The 17,528-nt window shown below is 69.7% G+C and carries 18 protein-coding genes; 4 read left to right on the top strand and 14 right to left on the bottom strand.

The features are described 5' to 3' along the window. Nucleotides 1-16 precede the first annotated feature (16 nt). On the top strand, nucleotides 17-637 hold the full coding sequence (locus ACIA8G_RS31365; protein WP_396422283.1) for a TetR/AcrR family transcriptional regulator: 621 nt from the start codon (nucleotides 17-19) through the stop codon (nucleotides 635-637). Here ACIA8G_RS31365 and ACIA8G_RS31360 read toward each other — a convergent pair. Together ACIA8G_RS31360 and ACIA8G_RS31355 are read right to left on the bottom strand one after the other, a co-directional pair. After that, nucleotides 624-2,228: a serine/threonine-protein kinase gene (locus ACIA8G_RS31360; protein ID WP_396422282.1), complete on the bottom strand. Its 1,605-nt coding sequence runs from the start codon at nucleotides 2,226-2,228 to the stop codon at nucleotides 624-626. The two genes, ACIA8G_RS31365 and ACIA8G_RS31360, sit on opposite strands and share 14 nt — an antisense overlap. Further along, nucleotides 2,225-2,848 carry a hypothetical protein gene (locus ACIA8G_RS31355; RefSeq protein WP_396422281.1) on the bottom strand — a complete coding sequence of 208 codons (624 nt, stop codon included), beginning with the start codon at nucleotides 2,846-2,848 and terminating at the stop codon, nucleotides 2,225-2,227. Before ACIA8G_RS31355 ends, ACIA8G_RS31360 begins: the two co-directional genes overlap by 4 nt. Before the next feature lie 217 nt (nucleotides 2,849-3,065). Between ACIA8G_RS31355 and ACIA8G_RS31350 the strand changes: the two genes are divergently transcribed. Next, a complete protein-coding gene (locus ACIA8G_RS31350) occupies nucleotides 3,066-3,935 on the top strand; it encodes a hypothetical protein (protein ID WP_396422280.1) in 870 nt (289 codons plus the stop codon). Nucleotides 3,936-4,072: 137 nt separating this feature from the next. Here ACIA8G_RS31350 and ACIA8G_RS31345 read toward each other — a convergent pair whose 3' ends face one another. The 6 genes from ACIA8G_RS31345 to ACIA8G_RS31320 all read right to left on the bottom strand — a co-directional run bounded on the left by ACIA8G_RS31345 (nucleotide 4,073) and on the right by ACIA8G_RS31320 (nucleotide 8,158). Then, nucleotides 4,073-4,417: an RNA polymerase-binding protein RbpA gene (locus tag ACIA8G_RS31345; RefSeq protein WP_030470277.1), complete on the bottom strand. Its 345-nt coding sequence runs from the start codon at nucleotides 4,415-4,417 to the stop codon at nucleotides 4,073-4,075. Between the two features lie 65 nt (nucleotides 4,418-4,482). Then, on the bottom strand, nucleotides 4,483-4,722 hold the full coding sequence (secG, locus tag ACIA8G_RS31340; protein ID WP_089958273.1) for a preprotein translocase subunit SecG: 240 nt from the start codon (nucleotides 4,720-4,722) through the stop codon (nucleotides 4,483-4,485). A 104-nt stretch (nucleotides 4,723-4,826) separates the two neighbouring features. Beyond that, a complete protein-coding gene (gene tpiA / locus ACIA8G_RS31335) occupies nucleotides 4,827-5,615 on the bottom strand; it encodes a triose-phosphate isomerase (protein WP_396422279.1) in 789 nt (262 codons plus the stop codon). Then, a complete protein-coding gene (locus ACIA8G_RS31330; protein ID WP_396422278.1) occupies nucleotides 5,615-6,808 on the bottom strand; it encodes a phosphoglycerate kinase in 1,194 nt (397 codons plus the stop codon). The genes tpiA and ACIA8G_RS31330 overlap by 1 nt, the downstream gene beginning before the upstream one ends. Before the next feature lie 17 nt (nucleotides 6,809-6,825). After that, nucleotides 6,826-7,830: a type I glyceraldehyde-3-phosphate dehydrogenase gene (gene gap / locus ACIA8G_RS31325; protein ID WP_396422277.1), complete on the bottom strand. Its 1,005-nt coding sequence runs from the start codon at nucleotides 7,828-7,830 to the stop codon at nucleotides 6,826-6,828. A gap of 115 nt (nucleotides 7,831-7,945) precedes the next feature. Further along, a complete protein-coding gene (locus ACIA8G_RS31320; protein ID WP_396422276.1) occupies nucleotides 7,946-8,158 on the bottom strand; it encodes a hypothetical protein in 213 nt (70 codons plus the stop codon). A gap of 125 nt (nucleotides 8,159-8,283) precedes the next feature. Between ACIA8G_RS31320 and ACIA8G_RS31315 the strand changes: the two genes are divergently transcribed. Continuing rightward, nucleotides 8,284-10,638, top strand: a complete 2,355-nt coding sequence (locus ACIA8G_RS31315) for an ATP-binding protein (RefSeq protein ID WP_396422275.1) — start codon at nucleotides 8,284-8,286, stop codon at nucleotides 10,636-10,638. Between the two features lie 6 nt (nucleotides 10,639-10,644). Here ACIA8G_RS31315 and whiA read toward each other — a convergent pair whose 3' ends face one another. From whiA to rapZ, 3 genes are read right to left on the bottom strand one after another with little or no spacing between them, the layout of a single operon-like run. Then, the gene (whiA, locus tag ACIA8G_RS31310) at nucleotides 10,645-11,631 is read right to left on the bottom strand and encodes a DNA-binding protein WhiA (RefSeq protein WP_363779901.1); all 987 of its coding nucleotides are present in this window, start codon (nucleotides 11,629-11,631) and stop codon (nucleotides 10,645-10,647) included. Next, nucleotides 11,622-12,590: a uridine diphosphate-N-acetylglucosamine-binding protein YvcK gene (gene yvcK, locus ACIA8G_RS31305; protein WP_396422364.1), complete on the bottom strand. Its 969-nt coding sequence runs from the start codon at nucleotides 12,588-12,590 to the stop codon at nucleotides 11,622-11,624. Before yvcK ends, whiA begins: the two co-directional genes overlap by 10 nt. A gap of 5 nt (nucleotides 12,591-12,595) precedes the next feature. Further along, the gene (gene rapZ / locus ACIA8G_RS31300) at nucleotides 12,596-13,453 is read right to left on the bottom strand and encodes an RNase adapter RapZ (RefSeq protein ID WP_396422363.1); all 858 of its coding nucleotides are present in this window, start codon (nucleotides 13,451-13,453) and stop codon (nucleotides 12,596-12,598) included. Between the two features lie 194 nt (nucleotides 13,454-13,647). On the opposite strand from rapZ, the gene ACIA8G_RS31295 reads away from it, so the two are divergent. Next, nucleotides 13,648-13,842, top strand: a complete 195-nt coding sequence (locus ACIA8G_RS31295; RefSeq protein ID WP_396422274.1) for a hypothetical protein — start codon at nucleotides 13,648-13,650, stop codon at nucleotides 13,840-13,842. Nucleotides 13,843-14,233: 391 nt separating this feature from the next. On the opposite strand, the gene ACIA8G_RS31290 is transcribed toward ACIA8G_RS31295, so the two are convergent. Genes ACIA8G_RS31290 through ACIA8G_RS31280 form a run of 3 tightly spaced genes read right to left on the bottom strand, consistent with a single transcriptional unit; the run spans nucleotide 14,234 to nucleotide 17,427 of the window. Beyond that, a complete protein-coding gene (locus ACIA8G_RS31290) occupies nucleotides 14,234-14,821 on the bottom strand; it encodes an HD domain-containing protein (RefSeq protein WP_396422273.1) in 588 nt (195 codons plus the stop codon). Then, nucleotides 14,821-16,929 carry an excinuclease ABC subunit UvrC gene (uvrC, locus tag ACIA8G_RS31285; RefSeq protein ID WP_396422272.1) on the bottom strand — a complete coding sequence of 703 codons (2,109 nt, stop codon included), beginning with the start codon at nucleotides 16,927-16,929 and terminating at the stop codon, nucleotides 14,821-14,823. Before uvrC ends, ACIA8G_RS31290 begins: the two co-directional genes overlap by 1 nt. Before the next feature lie 42 nt (nucleotides 16,930-16,971). Continuing rightward, nucleotides 16,972-17,427 (bottom strand): Rieske (2Fe-2S) protein, encoded by a 456-nt coding sequence (locus ACIA8G_RS31280; RefSeq protein WP_396422271.1) that lies wholly within the window; start codon nucleotides 17,425-17,427, stop codon nucleotides 16,972-16,974. Nucleotides 17,428-17,528 lie beyond the last annotated feature (101 nt).

The following is a 17,528-nucleotide window of genomic DNA, read 5'->3' as shown; positions in this document are numbered from 1 at the left end:
AACTAGACTACTGGTCATGCAACCAGAAATTCAGCCGGGCGACCAGAAGCGCAGCTTCATCGAGGACGCCCGGCGGGGGCAGATCGTCGCCGCGGCCATCTCGACGATCGCCGAGATCGGGTACGCGAAGGCGTCGTTCGTGCAGATCGCGCGGCGTGCGGGCATCAGCCCCGGGCTGATCACGTACCACTTCGCCAAGCGCGAGGAACTGATGAAGCAGGTCATGCTGACCGTGCACGGTTCGATGGACCGGGCGCTCGCCGCGCGTTCCGAGGGCGCCGAGAGCTTCTGCGCGACCATGCGGGCCCTCGTCGAGGGCTTCGTCCACTACTGCGCGGAGCATCCCGCCGAGCTGATCGCGATCGGCCAGATCGCCTCCGCGGCCAGGGACGCCGAGGCCGCGCGGGAGTGGTACGCGGGCCAGGCCGCCGAGACGCTCGCCGAGATGGAGGCCATGTTCCGCGAGGGCCAGGAGTGCGGCGAACTGCGGGAGTTCGCGCCGCGGGTGATGGCGGTGTCGCTGATCGCCGCGATGGAGGCGGTGCCGGCCGAGCTGATGGCCCGGCCGGACACCGACGTCACCCAGTACGCGAAGGAGCTCGCGGACCTGTTCGAGTTCGCGGTCAGGCGCGCTTAGCGGCCAGCGACGCGCTGAGGGCCGCCGCCGCGCCGAGCACGCCGCACGTGAGCGCGATCGGCAGCGTCGGCTCGTGCTTCAGCAGCACCGACACCAGCAGCCACACGGCCAGGCCGAGACCGAACCCGAGCGGCACGGACGCGATCACCGCGGCCACGCCGGTCTGCCGCTTGCGCAACGCACGGAGGTTCGATTCCAGGTACGCCAACGTGAAGAGCAGCAGCAGCGCCGACCCGGTGCCCATGATGCTCAGCCACGGTGTCCGGTCGGACCCCAGCGGAAACGAGGGCTGATCGTCCACTTTGGCCGTCACGACGCCGCCGACGATCCACCGCGTCGCACCCGGCAGCACAAAGCCCTCCGGCACGCGCTCGGTCACGTCGGCCAGCGGAATCCCGGCCAGCGTCACCACCAGCCGCGTGCCGTCGACCCGCACCGGACCCGCGAGGTCCTGGGTGATGCCCTTGTCCTGTGTCCCGGACGACACGAAGGGCACGACCACCATCGTCAGCAAGGCGACCGCCGCCACGAGCCACAGCAACCACGGCGACGACGGCGGCTTGATCACCGACGCGGCCGGCACCAGCGTGCTGCCGCTCAGGCGCGCGGCCGGGATCGGGTCCACCAGGGTGGCCCTGATCGGCTGCTGGCTGAGGGAGACCGTGTCCCGCTCCCGCACGGGCCGCAGCGACGGGTTCGTGGACGACGCCGACACCTGCGGCGCCAGGTGCACCGGGGTGCCGACGCGCATCAGCCAGTCCGGACCGAACTGGTGGGCCGCCGCGCCCGCCAGATCGATCGCGAACGTCTCCGCGTTGCGGTAGCGCGCCGCCGGGTCGCGGGCGATGCTGCGCATGACCACGCCGGCCAGAGGTTCCGGCACGTTCTGCAGCGGCCGCGGGTCCTGGTAGACGCGCTTCTGGATCATCGCGATAGGACCGCCGCCGCGTTCGAACGGCAGATCGCCGCACAGCAGCTCGTACAGCATCGTGCCGGTCGCGTAGACGTCCGCCGCCGGCGTCAACGCGTTGCCCATCGCCTGTTCCGGCGCGATGTACGCGGGCGTGCCGAGCACCGCGCCGGCGTGCGTCACGAGCGTCGCGCCCTCCGACACCACCTGGGAGATGCCGAAGTCCGCCACCTTCACCACCCCGGTCGAGGTGAAGAGCAGGTTCTTCGGCTTCACGTCGAGGTGCAGCACGCCCGCCTCGTGCGCCGCGTGCAGACCCGACAGCGCCGCCAGGGTGATCGCGCACGACTGCTGCGCCGTCAGACCGTCCTCGGCGAACCGGGACCAGACCGTGCCGCCGTCGAGCCGTTCCATCACCAGCAGGTGCTCGCCCTGCTGCCGCACGTAGTCGTAGACCGGCACGATGTGCGGGTGGTCGAGGCGGGCCAGCAGCCGCGCCTCGTGCTCGAAGCGCTCGCTCATCCGCGGGTCCTCGGCCACCGCGTGCGGCAGCCGTTTGATCGCAACGGGACGGCCTAGCTGACGGTGCACGCCGCCGTAGACGACGCCCATCCCGCCTTCGCCGATCTGCTCACCGACGGCGTACTGCGGCAGAGCGGCGACCACACTGGACAACGTCACCGGATGATCCTCACGGTTTCCATTTCGGACGGTTGCTGCTCACCGGGATGCGGTGTCACATAGCCAAGAAGCAACGCGACGGCGGCAGCGCCGAGGATGAACGGGATCTCGGCCGAGGGTGATGGTGCCACCAATCGCAGCACTGACAACGAAATCACCGCGACGAGACCGGTCCCGATCCCGGCGGGCAGGAACCGCATGGCCCGCTGCCAGCGGTTCGGGGGCAGCCGGCGGCGGGCGAGCGCGATCAGCGCGCCCAGCCACGACAACGCCGTCAGCACCAGCACGCCCAGCCCGAACGCGCCGTACACGGACCACAACGATCCGCGCACGTCCCCGGTCGTCTCCACGGACGCGATGGTTTCCCGTTGCGGATCAATGACCTCGACCGTGACCGGAAGGAGACCGATCGCCTGCGCGCCGAGGTCGGTGGGCTCCAGCGGGAACGACCGGGTCTCCGAGGACTTCGCCGGCACCTCGAACGGAACCGTTGTGTCATAGGCGAAGAAGGTCAACGCGAGCGCGCTTCCGCTGATCCGCACGGTCTTCACGCGCTTGGGAGTGCTCGTGTCGTTGCGGACCGTCACCGAGACCTTGGCGGTCTTTGCCGGGTCAAGCACCAGGGTGCCTACGCCAACCGGCCTACCGTCCACATTGGCTTCGAGCAGAACCGACCCGCCCTGTGCGGAGGCCGTTGACGGCAGCAGCATAATTCCGCACCACAGCAGTAAACCTGCACGGCACATGCGACGTCTCACTAGCGCACCTTAGGTTCGGATCCGGGGAGAGGGAATGCGGTCTTTAGGCTTACTCGCGGCTTTAACAGCCGGTGTTACGGTGCTGAGCGCCACACCGGCCGCCGCCCAGCAGCCGCCGACGCTCTCGGCGAGCCCGAACGCCGGCGCCCCCGGATCGGCCTTCAAGGTCGGCTGGACCGGGGTCTTCTTCGACCCGGACTGCACGACCTACGCGGTCACCGTCCTGTGGGACGGCAAGACGGTAGTGGGAAGCGGGCAGGGAACGGGTCGCGGAACGGGTTCCGGTTCGGCAACAGTTCCGAACAACGCCACGGCCGGCCCGCACCGGGTCGAGATCCAGCTGGTCTGCCAGGGCGCCCGCCCGGCCGGCACGACGTTCACCGTCCGCATCCCGCCGACGACCACGACGACCCCGCCACCGACCACCACCACCCAGCCGCCCGTCACCAATCCGCCGGTGACGAACCCGCCGGGGACCAAGCCGCCCGTCACGCGCCCCGGCGTCACCACGACGACACCACCGGTCACGACGACGACCGACAGCACTCCCCCGTCGTCCTCCGGCACGTCGTCGTCGGGCACCTCGACCGACCCCGGTGACGGCGTGCTGGTGCTGGACAAGGAGAACATCCAGCCCGGCGAGGACCTGACCGCGACCGGCACCGGCTGCCCCCAGGGCGCCAGCGTGAGGCTGAAGTCGCTCGGCCAGGACGTCGGTCAGACCACCGCCGACAACAACGGCGAGTTCACGTCCCCGGTGAAGTTCTCGAACATCGAGCCCGGCCGGCACACCGTGCGCGCCGAGTGCGGCATCGTGCTCGTCGGCAACGTGGACGTGACGCTGTCCAGTTCGTCCGGTGGGACGACCAGCACGCTCGTGGTGCTGCTGTTCTTCCTGCTGATCGGTGCCGCGATGCTGCGCCGCCAGTTCACCGGCCTGCGCCGCTGAGCACACGCGGGGCCCCTTTCGTGCGCTCGTAGCGCACGAAAGCTCCCCGCGTGCACCTCAAGCCAACGCGAAAAGGCCCCTCTCCGCAGTAGAGGGGCCTTTTCGCGTTGAGCTGTTGAACTTCTGGCGAGCCGGGCTTACGGCTCTTCGCGCTGACGGCGCAGCTTGGCGAGAGCCTCTTCGAGGATCGCCTCGCCGTCCGCGTCCGAGCGACGCTCCTTCACATACGCAAGGTGCGTCTTGTACGGCTCGTTGCGCGGAGGCGCGGGTGGCGTCTGCTCGTCCCGCCCAGCGGGCAGGCCGCAACGCGGGCAGTCCCAGTTCTCCGGCACCTCCGCGTCGACCGCGAAAGAAGGCCGGGACTCGTGACCGTTCGCGCACCAGTACGACACCCGACGGCGGGGCGCGGACTCGCCGCGCTCCGACTCGCCCATCGGGCCTGCGCCGACGCGGGTACCGCGAATCGCGTTACCACCGGACATCGACCGTTACACCCCCACCAAGTGGTTACCCCAAGCCCCTGAGGGCTTCTGCCGCTGAACGGTGATCAGGCTCCGGGGAGCTTGATCAGCAGTCCGATGCCCACGATGGCGATGACCCAGACCGCGCCGACGAAAAGCGTCAGGCGGTCGAGGTTCTTCTCGACCACGGAGGAACCGGACAGACTCGACTGCATACCGCCACCGAACAGCGAAGAAAGGCCGCCACCACGGCCGCGGTGCAACAGCACCAGCAGCACCAGCAGCACGCTGGAGACGATCAACAGGATCTGCAGGAACAGGATCATTTCTTCCTCGCTGTCAGGCAGCCGACGCCATAGAGTACCTGTTCGACTGCCGAACGTGTGCACCAGTTGGGGTTAGGGCGCAGGCGCCGTGGCGCCTGATCGACTTAGGGTAGAGGTCCGCCCGCGGCGAGCGCACACAGCTTGGTGAATTCGTCCGCCTGAAGGCTGGCACCGCCGACGAGAGCGCCGTCGATGTCCTTCTGAGCGATCAGCTCGCCGATGTTCGACGACTTCACCGAACCGCCGTAAAGCACGCGCACGACGGCCGCGGTCTCCTCGCCGTACTTCTCCGCCACGAACGAGCGGACCAGCGAGCACACCTCCTGCGCGTCCGCCGAGGAGGCCGTGCGACCGGTGCCGATGGCCCAGACGGGCTCGTAGGCGAACACGATCTTGGCGACCTGTTCCGCGGTGAAGCCGGCGAGGCCGTCCTCCAGCTGCTGGCGCACCAGCTCCAGGTGGCCCTTGGCCTCGCGCACGTCGAGCTTCTCGCCGAAGCAGAAGATCGGCGTGACCTCGACCTTCAGCGCGGCCTTGATCTTCGCGTTGACCAGCGCGTCGGTCTCGGCGTGGTACTCGCGGCGCTCGGAGTGCCCGACGACCACGTAGTCGCAGCCGAGCTTCGCGAGCATCGCGCCGGACACCTCACCGGTGTAGGCACCGGAGTCGTGCTGCGAGATGTCCTGCGCGCCGTACTTGAGCAGCAGCTTGTCGCCGTCGACCAGCGTCTGGATGCTGCGGATGTCGACGAACGGCGGGAGAACGGCCACCTCGACCTTGGCGAAGTACTTCTCCGGGAGGGAGAAGGCGATCTTCTGCACGAGGCCGATCGCCTCGAGGTGGTTGAGGTTCATCTTCCAGTTGCCCGCGATGAGCGGGAGCCGGGCTGCCATCAGGACTCCAAAACGCTGATACCGGGGAGTTCCTTGCCCTCGAGGAACTCGAGGGAGGCACCACCACCGGTGGAGATGTGCGAGAAACCGTCCTCGGGCAGGCCGAGCGCACGCACCGCGGCAGCGGAGTCGCCGCCACCGACGACGGTGAACGCCTCGGACTTGACCAGAGCCTCCGCGACGGCACGGGTGCCACCGGCGTAGGTCTCGATCTCGAAGACGCCCATCGGGCCGTTCCAGAACACCGTCTTGGCGTCGGCGAGCTTCGACGCGAACAGCTCACGGCTGAGAGGCCCGATGTCGAGGCCCATCTTGTCAGCGGGGATCGCGTCGGTGCCGACGACGTCGTGCTCGACGTTGCCGAACTCGGCGGTGACCAGCACGTCGACCGGCAGCACGAGCTCGACGCCGCGCTTCTCGGCCTCGGCGAGGAAGCCCTTCACCTGGTCGAGCTGGTCGGCCTGCAGCAGCGACGTGCCGACCTCGTGGCCCTGGGCCTTGAGGAACGTGTACGCCATGCCGCCGCCGATGAGCAGCCGGTCGACCTTGGCCAGCAGGTTCGCGATGACGCCGAGCTTGTCGGACACCTTCGCGCCGCCGAGCACCACGACGTACGGGCGCTCCAGGTCGTCGGTCAGCTTGCGCAGCACGCCCAGCTCGGTCTCGACGAGACCGCCGACGTACGCGGGCAGCTTCTGCGCCACGTCGTAGACAGAGGCCTGCTTGCGGTGCACGACACCGAAGCCGTCGGACACGAACGCGTCCGCGAACGCCGCCAGCTCGTCGGCCAGCGCCGCGCGTTCCGCGTCGTCCTTCGAGGTCTCGCGGGCGTCGAAGCGGACGTTCTCCAGCATCACGACGCCACCGTCGGTCAGCGCGCCGACCACGGAGGTGGCGGACGGGCCGACGAGGTCCTTCGCGAGCGCGACCTCGGCGCCGAGCAGCTCACCGAGGCGAGCGGCGGCCGGCGCGAGGGAGAACTTCGGGTCCGGCTCGCCCTTGGGGCGGCCGAGGTGAGCGGTGACGATCACGCGGGCACCCGCGTCGGCGAGTGCCTTGATCGTCGGCACCGACGCGCGGACACGGCCGTCGTCGGTGATCTTGTCTCCGTCGAGGGGGACGTTCAGGTCGGCGCGCACGAGTACGCGCCGACCTGCGACACCCTCGGCGAGCAGGTCGCTGAGAGTCTTCACTGACTGTTCGCCCCTGCTCAGATCTTGGCGGCGACGAGCTTGACCAGGTCCGCGAGGCGGTTGGAGTAGCCCCACTCGTTGTCGTACCAGCCGACGACCTTGACCTGGTTGCCGATGACCTTGGTCAGCGGAGCGTCGTAGATGCACGAGTGCGGGTCGGTGACGATGTCGGCCGACACGATCGGGTCCGTCGAGTACTTGAGGATGCCGGCCAGCGGGCCCTCGGCGGCGGCCTTGTACGCGGCGTTGACCTCGTCCACGGTGACCTCGCGCTTGAGCGTGACGGTCAGGTCGGTGGCCGAGCCGGTGGGGATCGGCACGCGCAGCGCGTAGCCGTCGAGCTTGCCCTTGAGCTCCGGCAGCACCAGGCCGATGGCCTTCGCGGCACCCGTCGAGGTCGGGACGATGTTCAGCGCGGCGGCGCGGGCACGGCGGAGGTCGCTGTGCGGCGCGTCCTGCAGGTTCTGGTCCTGCGTGTACGCGTGGATCGTGGTCATGAGGCCCTGCTCGATGCCGAAGCTGTCGTGCAGCACCTTGGCCAGCGGCGCGAGGCAGTTCGTGGTGCAGGACGCGTTCGAGATGATCGTCTGCGAACCGTCGAACTTGTCCTCGTTCGCGCCGATGACGACGGTGAGGTCCTCGTTCTTGGCCGGCGCGGAGATGATGACCTTCTTGGCGCCGCCCTCGTCCACGTGCGAGCGGGCCTTGGTGGCGTCGGTGAAGAAGCCGGTCGACTCGACCACGACGTCGACGCCGAGGTCCTTCCAGGGCAGCTTGCCCGGGTCGCGCTCGGCGAGGGCCTTGATGACCTTGCCGTCCACGGAGATGCCTTCATCGGTGACCTGCACGTCGGCGTCCAGACGACCGAGAATGCTGTCGTACTTCAGCAGGTGAGCCATCGTGGCGACGTCACCGAGGTCGTTGAACGCGACGATCTCGATGTCGTGGCCGCCGGCCCTCACGGCGCGGAAGAAGTTGCGCCCGATGCGACCGAAACCGTTGACACCTACACGAACCGTCACGACTGACTCCTTGCGTTCAGCTTGGTAGGAACAAGCCCACCCTATCTGCCGAACTGCGTCCCTGGTCACAGGGATAGTGAGTATCTCTTGATCGAGCCAGAAAAACTGTCCCTGATTAGGCCGTTCGGCGGCGTAGCGCGCGGAGCATCCAGAGGTACGCGCTCAGCTCCTCCGCGGCCTCGGCGGCGGTCTGGCACGCCTCGGCGCTGTCCTCCAGCCCGTCCCTGCCGACGACGGCCGTGATCCGCGCGAGCCACTCGTCGACCACCTGCCGGTCCTGCGGCGGTACGGGCGAGGGGTGTTTGCTGGCCCCGAGCTGCGCTGTCATGACAGGACCTCCTGATCAGTGGCACGGCGGTACCCAGCGAGATCATGTCCATGACGGAAAGAGACCGGCAATACCCCGAAACAGCGGGTGTTACGACCCGTTACACACCGGTACGGTCATGCCTCATGACGGCCAATGCCGCCTGTGTGACGTGTGGAAACCCGCTCAACGAGACGGCCCCTGGCCGCAGGTACTGCTCCAACGCGTGTCGTCAGCGTGCGTATCGCGAACGCACTTCGGCACGTGACGACTCCCCGCACGACTCCGCCCTGCCGACGCCGCTGGACTCCTTCGTGGGCCGCCGCGAGGAGCTGGCCGCGCTCGGCCGGCTGTACGCGGACCACCGCCTGGTGACCCTGGCCGGTCCGGCGGGCGCGGGAAAGACCCGCCTTGCCGTCCAGTACGTGAGCAAACGCGCAGATCAGGTCTGGTGGACGGCGCTGGCGTCCGCCGCGGACGTGGTCCAGGCGATCTACCACGCCGCCGGCGCCCACCCGCTGCCGAACCGGTCGGTGCGCGACGCCGTCATCGCCGAGATCGACCAGCACCGCCGCCCGCTGCTGGTGCTCGACAACTGCGAGCACCTGCTGGCCGACGTCGCGGACGTCGTCTCCGAGCTGCTGGCGTGCTGCCCGCGCCTGCGCGTCCTGATCACGTCCCGCGAGCCGCTCCGGCTGCCGGGCGAGCAGGTTTTCGCGCTCGGTGAGCTCGAATCGCCACCGCCAGATGCCGATGTCACCGAGGCGTTGCGTTACGACGCGGTGGTGCTGTTCCGCGACCGCGCCACGTCCGTCGACCGTTCGTTCGAGCTGGACGCCAGCAACGTCGCCGACGTCGTCGCCGTGTGCCGCAACCTCGACGGCATGCCGCTGGCGATCGAGCTGGCCGCGCGCCGCATCACCGTCCTGTCCCCCGCCGACATCCTGGCCCGCCTCGGCGACCGCCTCGCGCTGCTGACCGCCGGCACCCGCACGTCCGACGACCGCCACCGCACGTTGCGCGCCGCGATCGGCTGGAGCTACGACCTGCTGTCCCCCGCGGAACAGGCCGCCTGCCGCCGGCTCGCCGCGCTGGGCGTCCCGTTCGACCTGGGCGTCGCGAGCGCGGTCTGCGACGTGCCCGACGCGCTGGACCTGCTGGCAAGCCTGGAGCAGAAGTCCCTGCTGGTCGCCGAACGCGATCCCGGCGGGCACACGGTGTTCCGCCAGCTCGAGTCGATCCGGTTGTACTGCCGCGAACGCGCCGTCGAGGCCGGGGACCTGATCGTGGTCGCCGACCGGGTCGTCGCCTGGGTGGCGGATCTCGTGGAGCCGGAGATCTCCAGCTTCTTCCCCTCGCCGGCGGTGGTGCTGCGGCTGGACCGGCACCTGGGGCTGCTGGATCTGGCGGTGGCGCGCGCCGCCGACACGGGCGACTGGGTCCGCCACGCGCTGACCGTGGTGGCGCAGGCCTGGACCTCGACCCCGCGCGGCCCCAGGGGTGCCCCGACCGCGCTGCTGCACCTCTCGCTCTCGCAGGCCTTGCCGCCCGCGTACCGGAGCGTGCTGACCGCGTTGGCCGCCGCCCATCACCGCGTGCGCGGCGACTGGCCGTTGACGCGCCGCTTCGCGCAGGAGTCGCTGGCGATCGAACGGTCGGGCGACGGCCGTCCCGGCACGCTGGCCCGCGCCCTGGAGGTGCTGGCGTCCGCCGAGGCCCACATCGGTTCGCCGACGCTGGGCTGGGAGCTATTCGAGGAGGCCGTCGAACTGCTGCGCGAGAGCGGCGACAAGCTGGCGACGGGCGCGCTGCTGAACTCCTACGGCTGGACCCTGTTGCAGCACAACGAGGCTGACGCGGCCGCGCCGCTGGTCCGCGAGGCGCTGACGCTGGTGCGCCTGCTGGGGCTGCCGCACATGCTCAACCCGGTGTTGCACACGGCGGGTGCCATCGCGTTGGCGCGCCACAACTACCGGGAGGCCGTCGACCTCTTCCGCGAGAGCCTGCAGGTCGGCTCCGAGCACCCCATGGACCAGTTCTACGACCTGGAAGGCCTGGCGCTGGGACTGGTCGGTGACGGCTCCGACGACGAACGCGCGTTGTCGTTGCTGACCGCCGCTTCCGGGGTCCGCACCCGCTTCGAGTTCCGGGCCGAGCCGTACTGGCAGGCGCTGCTGGACGAGGCGCGTTCGGTGTGCCGCACCCGGATCACCGCGGGGCGGCTGCGCGCCGCCGAGTCGACCGGCGAGCGGATGTCGTTGGCGCAGGCCATTTCCTACGCTTTGACGGCTCGTCCGGCCGCCGCGGACGACGGCCTGATCTCGGCCCGCGAGCTGCACGTCGCGACGCTCGTGGCCGAGGGACTGACCAACCGGCAGATCGGGCAACGGCTGGGCATTTCACCGCACACCGTTGCCCGCCACGTGACGCATGCCCGGACGAAGCTGGGACTGCGGTCCCGGGCTCAGCTCGCGGTGTGGGCGGGGCGCCACACGCCTTAGCGGGCTTTAGACCTCGGCCTCGAGCATTTCCGCCGTGACTGCGGACTCCGTGTCGGGCAGGCCCAGGTCTTTGGCGCGCTTGTCCGCCATCGCCAGCAGGCGCCTTATCCGGCCTGCGACCGCGTCCTTGGTCATCTGCGGGTCCGACAGCTGGCCGAGTTCCTCCAGCGAGGCCTGCCGGTGCGCCAGCCGCAGGTGTCCGGCGGCGGCCAGGTGATCCGGCGCCTCCGGCCCGAGGATCTCCAGCGCCCGCGCGACCCGTGCGGCCGCGGCGACCGCCGCGCGTGCCGAGCGGCGCAGGTTCGCGTCGTCGAAGTTGGCGAGGCGGTTCGCGGTGGCGCGGACCTCGCGCCGCATCCGGCGTTCTTCCCACGCCAGCACGCTGTCGTGCGCGCCGAGCTTGGTCAGCATCGCCCCGATGGCGTCGCCGTCCCTTATCACCACGCGCTCGGCCCCGCGGACCTCGCGGGACTTGGAGGCGATGCCCATCCTGCGCGCCGCACCGACCAGGGCGAGGGCCGCCTCCGGGCCGGGGCAGGTGATCTCCAGCGAGGAGCTGCGGCCGGGTTCGGTCAACGAGCCGTGCGCCAGGAACGCGCCGCGCCACGCTGCTTCCGCGTCGCACACGCCACCGGACACGACCGGGGCGGGCAGGCCGCGCACCGGACGGCCGCGCGGGTCGAGCAGACCGGTCTGGCGGGCCAGCCCCTCGCCGTCCTTGACCACGCGGACGACGTAGCGGGTGCCCTTGCGCAGGCCGTTGGACTGGATGGTGAAGACCTCGGCGTGGTGGCCGTAGAGGGCCTGGATCTCCTTGAGGAGCCTGCGGGCGGCCGAACCGAGGTCCAGCTCGGCCTCGACGACCACCCGGCCGGACACGATGTGCAGACCTCCGGCGAACCTGAGCAGGGAGGACACCTCCGCGCGGCGGCAACAGGTCTTGGATACCGCGAGCCTGCTCAGCTCGTCCTTGACCGCCGACGTCATCGCCACGGGCTTGTCCCTCCCACTCCGGTCTTGTCGACCACTTGCCTCAGGCAACCGGCCAGTGCCTCCGGATCATGCCGCTCGGCGGCGTCCGGTGCGGCGATCTTGGCCAGATGCGTTCGCGCTCCCAGGGCCGAGGCGGCTCGTGTCAACCGGTCCGGGGTGGGGACCGAGTCGATGTCCGCGATCACCGCGTCCACCTTCAGCTCTGGTGCGTGTTCGCAGACTACGTCCAAATGGCGCTCCGGAGAGAAACCAGCGGTTTCCCCCGGTTGGGGGACAAGATTGAGCACAAGGACCTTTTTGGCCCGCGTGCGCACGAGCGCGTCGAGCAGTTCGGGCACCAGCAGATGCGGCAACACGCTGGTGAACCACGATCCGGGGCCGAGTAGCACGAGATCGGCGTCAAGTACAGCCTGTACGGCTTCAGGGCAGCCGACAGGTCGCCCGTTCGGGGCAGTCAGCCGGATGCGCTGCACGAGTCCGGGCGTGGTCGCGATGGCGACCTGCCCGCGGATGCGCCGCACGTCCTTCTCGTCCTCGTCCAGCCCGATGACGTCCGCCTCGATGTCCAGCGGCTCGTTCGACATCGGCAGCACCCGGCCTTTGACACCGAGCAACCGGCAGGCGAGCTCGAGCACCGCCACCGGATCGCCGAGCTGCTCGAGCAGCCCGGCGATCACCAGGTTGCCGACCGCGTGGCCGGCAAGGGCACCCGTGCCACCGAAGCGGTGCCTGAACAGCGACGTCCACAGCTGGCTGGCCTCGTCCTCCCCCGCCAGCGCCGCCATGGCCTTGCGCAGGTCACCCGGAGGCAGCAGATCGGACAGCTCACGCCGGAGGCGCCCCGACGAGCCCCCGTCGTCAGCGACGGTCACCACGGCCGTCACGTCGTCGGTGACCCGCTTGAGGGCCGTCAACGTCGCGTGCAGCCCATGCCCGCCACCCAAAGCAACAGCTTTCAACTTCGTCACTCGCGTCCCAGATCCCTGTGCACGACCTTGACCGCCATGCCGTCCTCACTGGCCAGCCGCCCGGAAAGCTCCTCGCTCAGCGCCACACTCCGGTGCTTGCCACCGGTGCACCCGATGGCGAGCGTGAGGTAGCGCTTGCCCTCCCGCCGATAACCGGCGCCGATCAGCCGCAGCAGCTCGTGGTAGCGGTCGAGGAACTCCTCGGCCCCTTCCTGCGACAGCACGTAGTTGCGCACCTCGCCGTCGAGCCCTGTCTGCTCCCTGAGTTCCGGGATCCAGAACGGGTTGGGCAGGAACCGCACGTCCATGACGAGGTCGGCGTCCATCGGCAGCCCGTACTTGTACCCGAAGCTGAGCACGGTGACCCGCGTGCGGGTAGCGGCCTCGGTGCCGAACGTGTCCTCGATCTTGGCCCTGAGCTGGTGGATGGACAGCGCTGACGTGTCCAGCACGAGGTCGGCTTCCTGCTTGAGCGGCGTCAGCAGCAGGCGCTCGGCCTCGATGCCGTCCTGCAGCCGCCCGTCCCCCTGCATCGGATGACCACGCCGCACCGCCTCGAACCGCCGGATGAGCACGGCATCGGTGGCCTCGAGGAAGAGCACGCGAGGCTTGTACCCCCGCGCGTCGAGATCCTTGATGATGGCGGCCAGGTCCTCGGTGAACGCGCGGCTGCGCACGTCCATGACGACCGCGACCCTGGTGATGGCCCCACGCGCCTGCGCGCCGAGCTCGACCATGGTGGCGATGAGTTCCGGGGGCAGGTTGTCGACGACGAACCAGCCGAGGTCCTCCAGGCACTTGGCCGCGGTGCTGCGGCCCGCACCGGACAGCCCGGTCACCACGGCGACTTCGATGCCGGACTTCTCCGCGTTCACGACTACTACTCCGTTACGTGTTCATGAGCGGGACTGGTGTCCGCTTCTCGGTTGGGTCTGGCTTTGTTTGGGGCCGGGCTCTTGGGTGCCCGGTTGGGTGGCGCTTTGGTCGGGCGTGCCCGGCATGGGTGCGCCCGGCTTGGGTGCGCCCGGCTTGGGTGCGCCCGGCTTGGGTGCGCCCAGCTTGGGTCGTGCCCGGCATGGGCGTGCCCAGCTGGGTCGTGCCCGGCTGGGTCGTGCCCGGCCCTGGCGTGCCCGAGCCGAGTGCGCCCGGTCCGGTCGTGCCCTGCTTGGGTGCGCCCAGCTGGGTCGTGCCCGGCTCGGGCGTGCCCAGTCGGGTCGTGCCCAGCTCGAGTGCGCCCAGCTGAGTTGCACCCAGCTCGGGTGCGCCCGGTCGGGTCGCGCTCTGCTCGGACGTGCCCGACGTGCAGTCTCCACCGGAACGGCCCTTGCGCGCGGCAGGTTCGGCAGTTGAGACGCTACGTGCCTTGGGCGTGGGCGGCACTCGGACGGGTGAACCCTGGCCTGATCCGCACTGGGCACCGTCTATCAATCGCCTTACCTGGTGTGCCCGAAGCGTGGTCATCTTCGTCGCGCAAATAGGAAGGGGCGGGCGGGGCGGCTCGGCGGCTCGAAAGGGGGCGAGATCAACGGTTCGATCGCAGTCGGCTCGGCCAGCCCGGTCCGCAGCGAGGTGGCCAGCCCAATCCGGGGCGGGTGCTGCCGGCCAATCCGGGGCGGGTGCTGCCGGGTTCGGCATCACGACCCCACCGGGTAGCTCGCCTGGAAAGCCAGCCGACGGTCGGCCCCCTCGGCGATCCGGTCGAGCTCGTCGTCCAGGGCCATGAAGACCTCCCACGCCTCCTGGCCGGCGGCGGCCGCGAGGCGCGCGGTCACCAGCTGCTCGAGCTCTGGGACCCGCTTGGCCTTCCACACCTTGTCCGCGAGGCTCACCAGGAGGTCGTCCAGGGTGATGTCGGGCGCGGTCCACGATGCGTGGGTGCGCGCGAAGCGTGCCAGGCGCTCGTCCACGCCGCGGGCGCGCAGCAGTTCGTGGCCGGCCGGTTCGTGGGCCGAGCCCGGGCCGGACAACTCGTTGGGGTGCAACACCTTCCCGACGTCGTGCGTGGCCGCGCCGTACAGCACCGCCTCGCGGTCGAACGTCGCCGCCGGGTGGTGCCGCGCTACCCAGTCGGTCAGCTGGCGGGCCACGTCGTGCACCGCGCGGAGGTGCGCGACCAGGCGTGGCGGGGCCTGCAGGTCTGACAGCAGCGTCTCGACGGCCGCGGGCAGCGGGTGCAGCGGCACGTGCTCGGTCATGGCGCGGCGGGCGAGCTCGGAGCTCATCAGAGCACCGGCTTCCCCTCGGACTCAGCTGAAGCGGAAGACGCGGCAGACGTCGAAGGCGCGGCACCTGCGCCACGCGAGCCGCCGTCCGAAGGAGGCACGGCACGCGAGCCGCCGCCCGAAGAAGGCACGGCACGCGAGCCGCCGCCCGAACCAGGCACGCCAGGCGCACCAGCCGAAGCAGGCACGGCGGCCGAGGCCGAAGCGGCCCCAACAGAGGAAGCCGAAGCGAGCGTCGCCACCACCGCCTCGGCGGTCCGCCGCCCCACCCCGGGCACCCCGCTGATCTCGTCCACAGTGGCCTGCCGCAGCTTCCGAACCGACCCGAAGTGCTTGAGCAGCGCGGCTTTGCGGGTCTCACCCAACCCGGGCACGTTGTCCAGCTCGGAGACGATCATGCGCTTCGAGCGCTTCTGGCGGTGGTAGGCGATGGCGAAGCGGTGGGCCTCGTCGCGGACTCGCTGCAGCAGGTACAGGGCGTCGCTCGTGCGGGGGAGGATCACCGGGTCTGGCTCGCCTGGCACCCAGACCTCTTCCAGGCGCTTGGCCAGGCCCACCACGGCCACGTCGGTGATGCCCAGTTCGGCCAGGACGTCGGCGGCTGCGGCGGCTTGGGGGGCGGCGCCGTCCACCACCAGGAGGTTGGGCGGGTAGGCGAACTTGCGGGGTTTGCCGGTGTCCGGGTCTATGCCCGGGTTCGGGCCGCCGGAGGCGGTTTCGCGCAGCATTGCCTGGAAGCGGCGGCGGACTACCTCGGCTATTGAGGCGACGTCGCCTTCCGCGGCTGCTTCGCGGACGGCGAAGCGGCGGTATTCCGACTTGCGGGCCAGGCCGTCTTCGAAGACGACCAAGGACGCCACCACGTCGGTGCCCTGTACGTGGCTGATGTCGATGCACTCGATGCGCAGCGGCGCGGTGTCCAGGGTCAGCGCGTCCTGCAGTTCCTGCAGGGCGGCGGAGCGGGCGGTCAGGTCGCCGGCGCGGCGGAGCTTGTGCTGGGCGAAGGCTTCGGAAGCGTTGCGGGCCACTGTTTCCATCAGCGCCCGCTTGTCGCCGCGTTGCGGGACGCGCAGGACGACGCGGGAGCCTCGTTGTTCGGACAGCAGGTCTTCCAACGCCACCGAATCATCGGGCAGCACCGGGACCAGGACCTCGCGCGGGGTGTTCTCGGTGTTGTCGCCGTAGAACTGCATGATGAACTGGTCGACCAGGCCGCCGTCGTCGAGGGCCTCGACCTTGTCCAGCACCCAGCCGCGCTGGCCGCGCACGCGGCCGCCGCGGACGTGGAAGACCTGGACCGAGACCTCCAGCTCGTCCTGGGCGAACGCCATCACGTCGGCGTCCGTGCCGTCGCCCAGCACGACGGCTTGCTTTTCCATCGCGCGGCGCAACGCGCCCAGGTCGTCCCGCAGCCGAGCAGCGCGTTCGAACTCCAGCTCCTCAGCAGCAGCGGACATCTCCCGTTCCAGGCGGCGGATCATGTTGTCCGTCTTGCCCGCCAGGAAGTCGCAGAAGTCGTCGACGATCGCGCGGTGCTCGTCGGCGGAGACCTTGCCGACGCACGGCGCCGAGCACTTGTCGATGTACCCGAGCAGGCACGGGCGGCCGATCTGGTTGTGCCGCTTGAAAACGCCCGCCGAGCACGTGCGTGCGGGGAACACGCGCAGCAGCAGGTCGAGCGTTTCGCGGATGGCCCACGCGTGTGCGAATGGCCCGAAGTACCGCACGCCTTTCTTGCGCGGACCGCGGTACACATGCAGCCGCGGGTATTCCTCATGCAGCGTCACCGCCAGCACCGGATACGACTTGTCGTCGCGGTACCGGACGTTGAAGCGCGGGTCGAACTCCTTGATCCAGTTGTACTCGAGCTGCAGCGCCTCGACCTCGGTGGCGACCACCGTCCACTCGACGGACGCGGCCGTCGTCACCATCTGGCGCGTGCGCGGGTGCAGGCCGGCGAGATCCGCGAAGTACGAGTTCAGCCTGCCGCGCAAGCTCTTCGCCTTGCCGACGTACACGACCCGGCCGCCGGCGTCGCGGAACTTGTAGACGCCGGGAGCCTCAGGAATCGTGCCCACTGCGGGGCGGTACGTCGAGGGATCTGCCACGCCCTCAAGACTAGAGGCGAGGTCTGACAAAACCAGAAAGGGTCAGGTCAGCACCACTTGGTCGCCGTCCACCTTCACGCCGACCGCACGCAGGCCCGACGTCGCGGGGCCCTTTTTCACAGCCCCGTCCGCGGGTGAGAACTGGCTGCCGTGCGACGGACACGTGATTGTTCCGCCGGAAGGCTCCGCGACCGTCGAACCCTGATGCGGGCAGGTCGCGTCGTAGGCCTTCACCTCGGTCGCGGAAATGCGCGCGACGACGATCATCTTGCCGCCAGGACCGCTCACGACCGCGCCGCCGCCCTCCGGCACGTCGGCCAAAGCGACCAGAGCGGTACCGGCGGAAGAAGTCGGCTGAGAACCACCTTGTGTCGGCGTAGGAGTAGTAGTACCCGATGAACCAGAACTGCACGCGGTCACGAGTCCGCTGGGCACGGCGAGGGCGACCACGATTCCGCAAAGCGCCGCCCGCCTGCTGACCAGGCTTTCGCTGTTCACGACCGATCCTCCGTGGTGGTGGGTGTTCGGGGTCACACCACAGCATTACGCGGATCGGTCAGCAGGAGTTCAGTGAGACACCCAATGCACAGCAACCTCAC

It is taken from the genome of Lentzea sp. NPDC051213, assembly GCF_044455585.1.
In the GTDB taxonomy this organism is placed as follows: domain Bacteria; phylum Actinomycetota; class Actinomycetes; order Mycobacteriales; family Pseudonocardiaceae; genus Lentzea.
The sequence above is the reverse complement of the archived record's forward strand: the minus strand, read 5'-3'. Positions and strand labels throughout refer to the sequence as shown.

What these genes read in the sequence shown, in the direction of transcription:
- ACIA8G_RS31365 (WP_396422283.1), top strand. Translation starts at nt 17, where the DNA reads ATGCAACCAGAAATTCAGCCGGGCGACCAGAAGCGCAGCTTCATCGAG.
- ACIA8G_RS31345 (WP_030470277.1), bottom strand. Translation starts at nt 4,417, where the DNA reads ATGTCCGGTGGTAACGCGATTCGCGGTACCCGCGTCGGCGCAGGCCCG.
- secG (WP_089958273.1), bottom strand. Translation starts at nt 4,722, where the DNA reads ATGATCCTGTTCCTGCAGATCCTGTTGATCGTCTCCAGCGTGCTGCTG.
- tpiA (WP_396422279.1), bottom strand. Translation starts at nt 5,615, where the DNA reads ATGGCAGCCCGGCTCCCGCTCATCGCGGGCAACTGGAAGATGAACCTC.
- ACIA8G_RS31320 (WP_396422276.1), bottom strand. Translation starts at nt 8,158, where the DNA reads ATGACAGCGCAGCTCGGGGCCAGCAAACACCCCTCGCCCGTACCGCCG.
- ACIA8G_RS31315 (WP_396422275.1), top strand. Translation starts at nt 8,284, where the DNA reads ATGACGGCCAATGCCGCCTGTGTGACGTGTGGAAACCCGCTCAACGAG.
- ACIA8G_RS31290 (WP_396422273.1), bottom strand. Translation starts at nt 14,821, where the DNA reads ATGAGCTCCGAGCTCGCCCGCCGCGCCATGACCGAGCACGTGCCGCTG.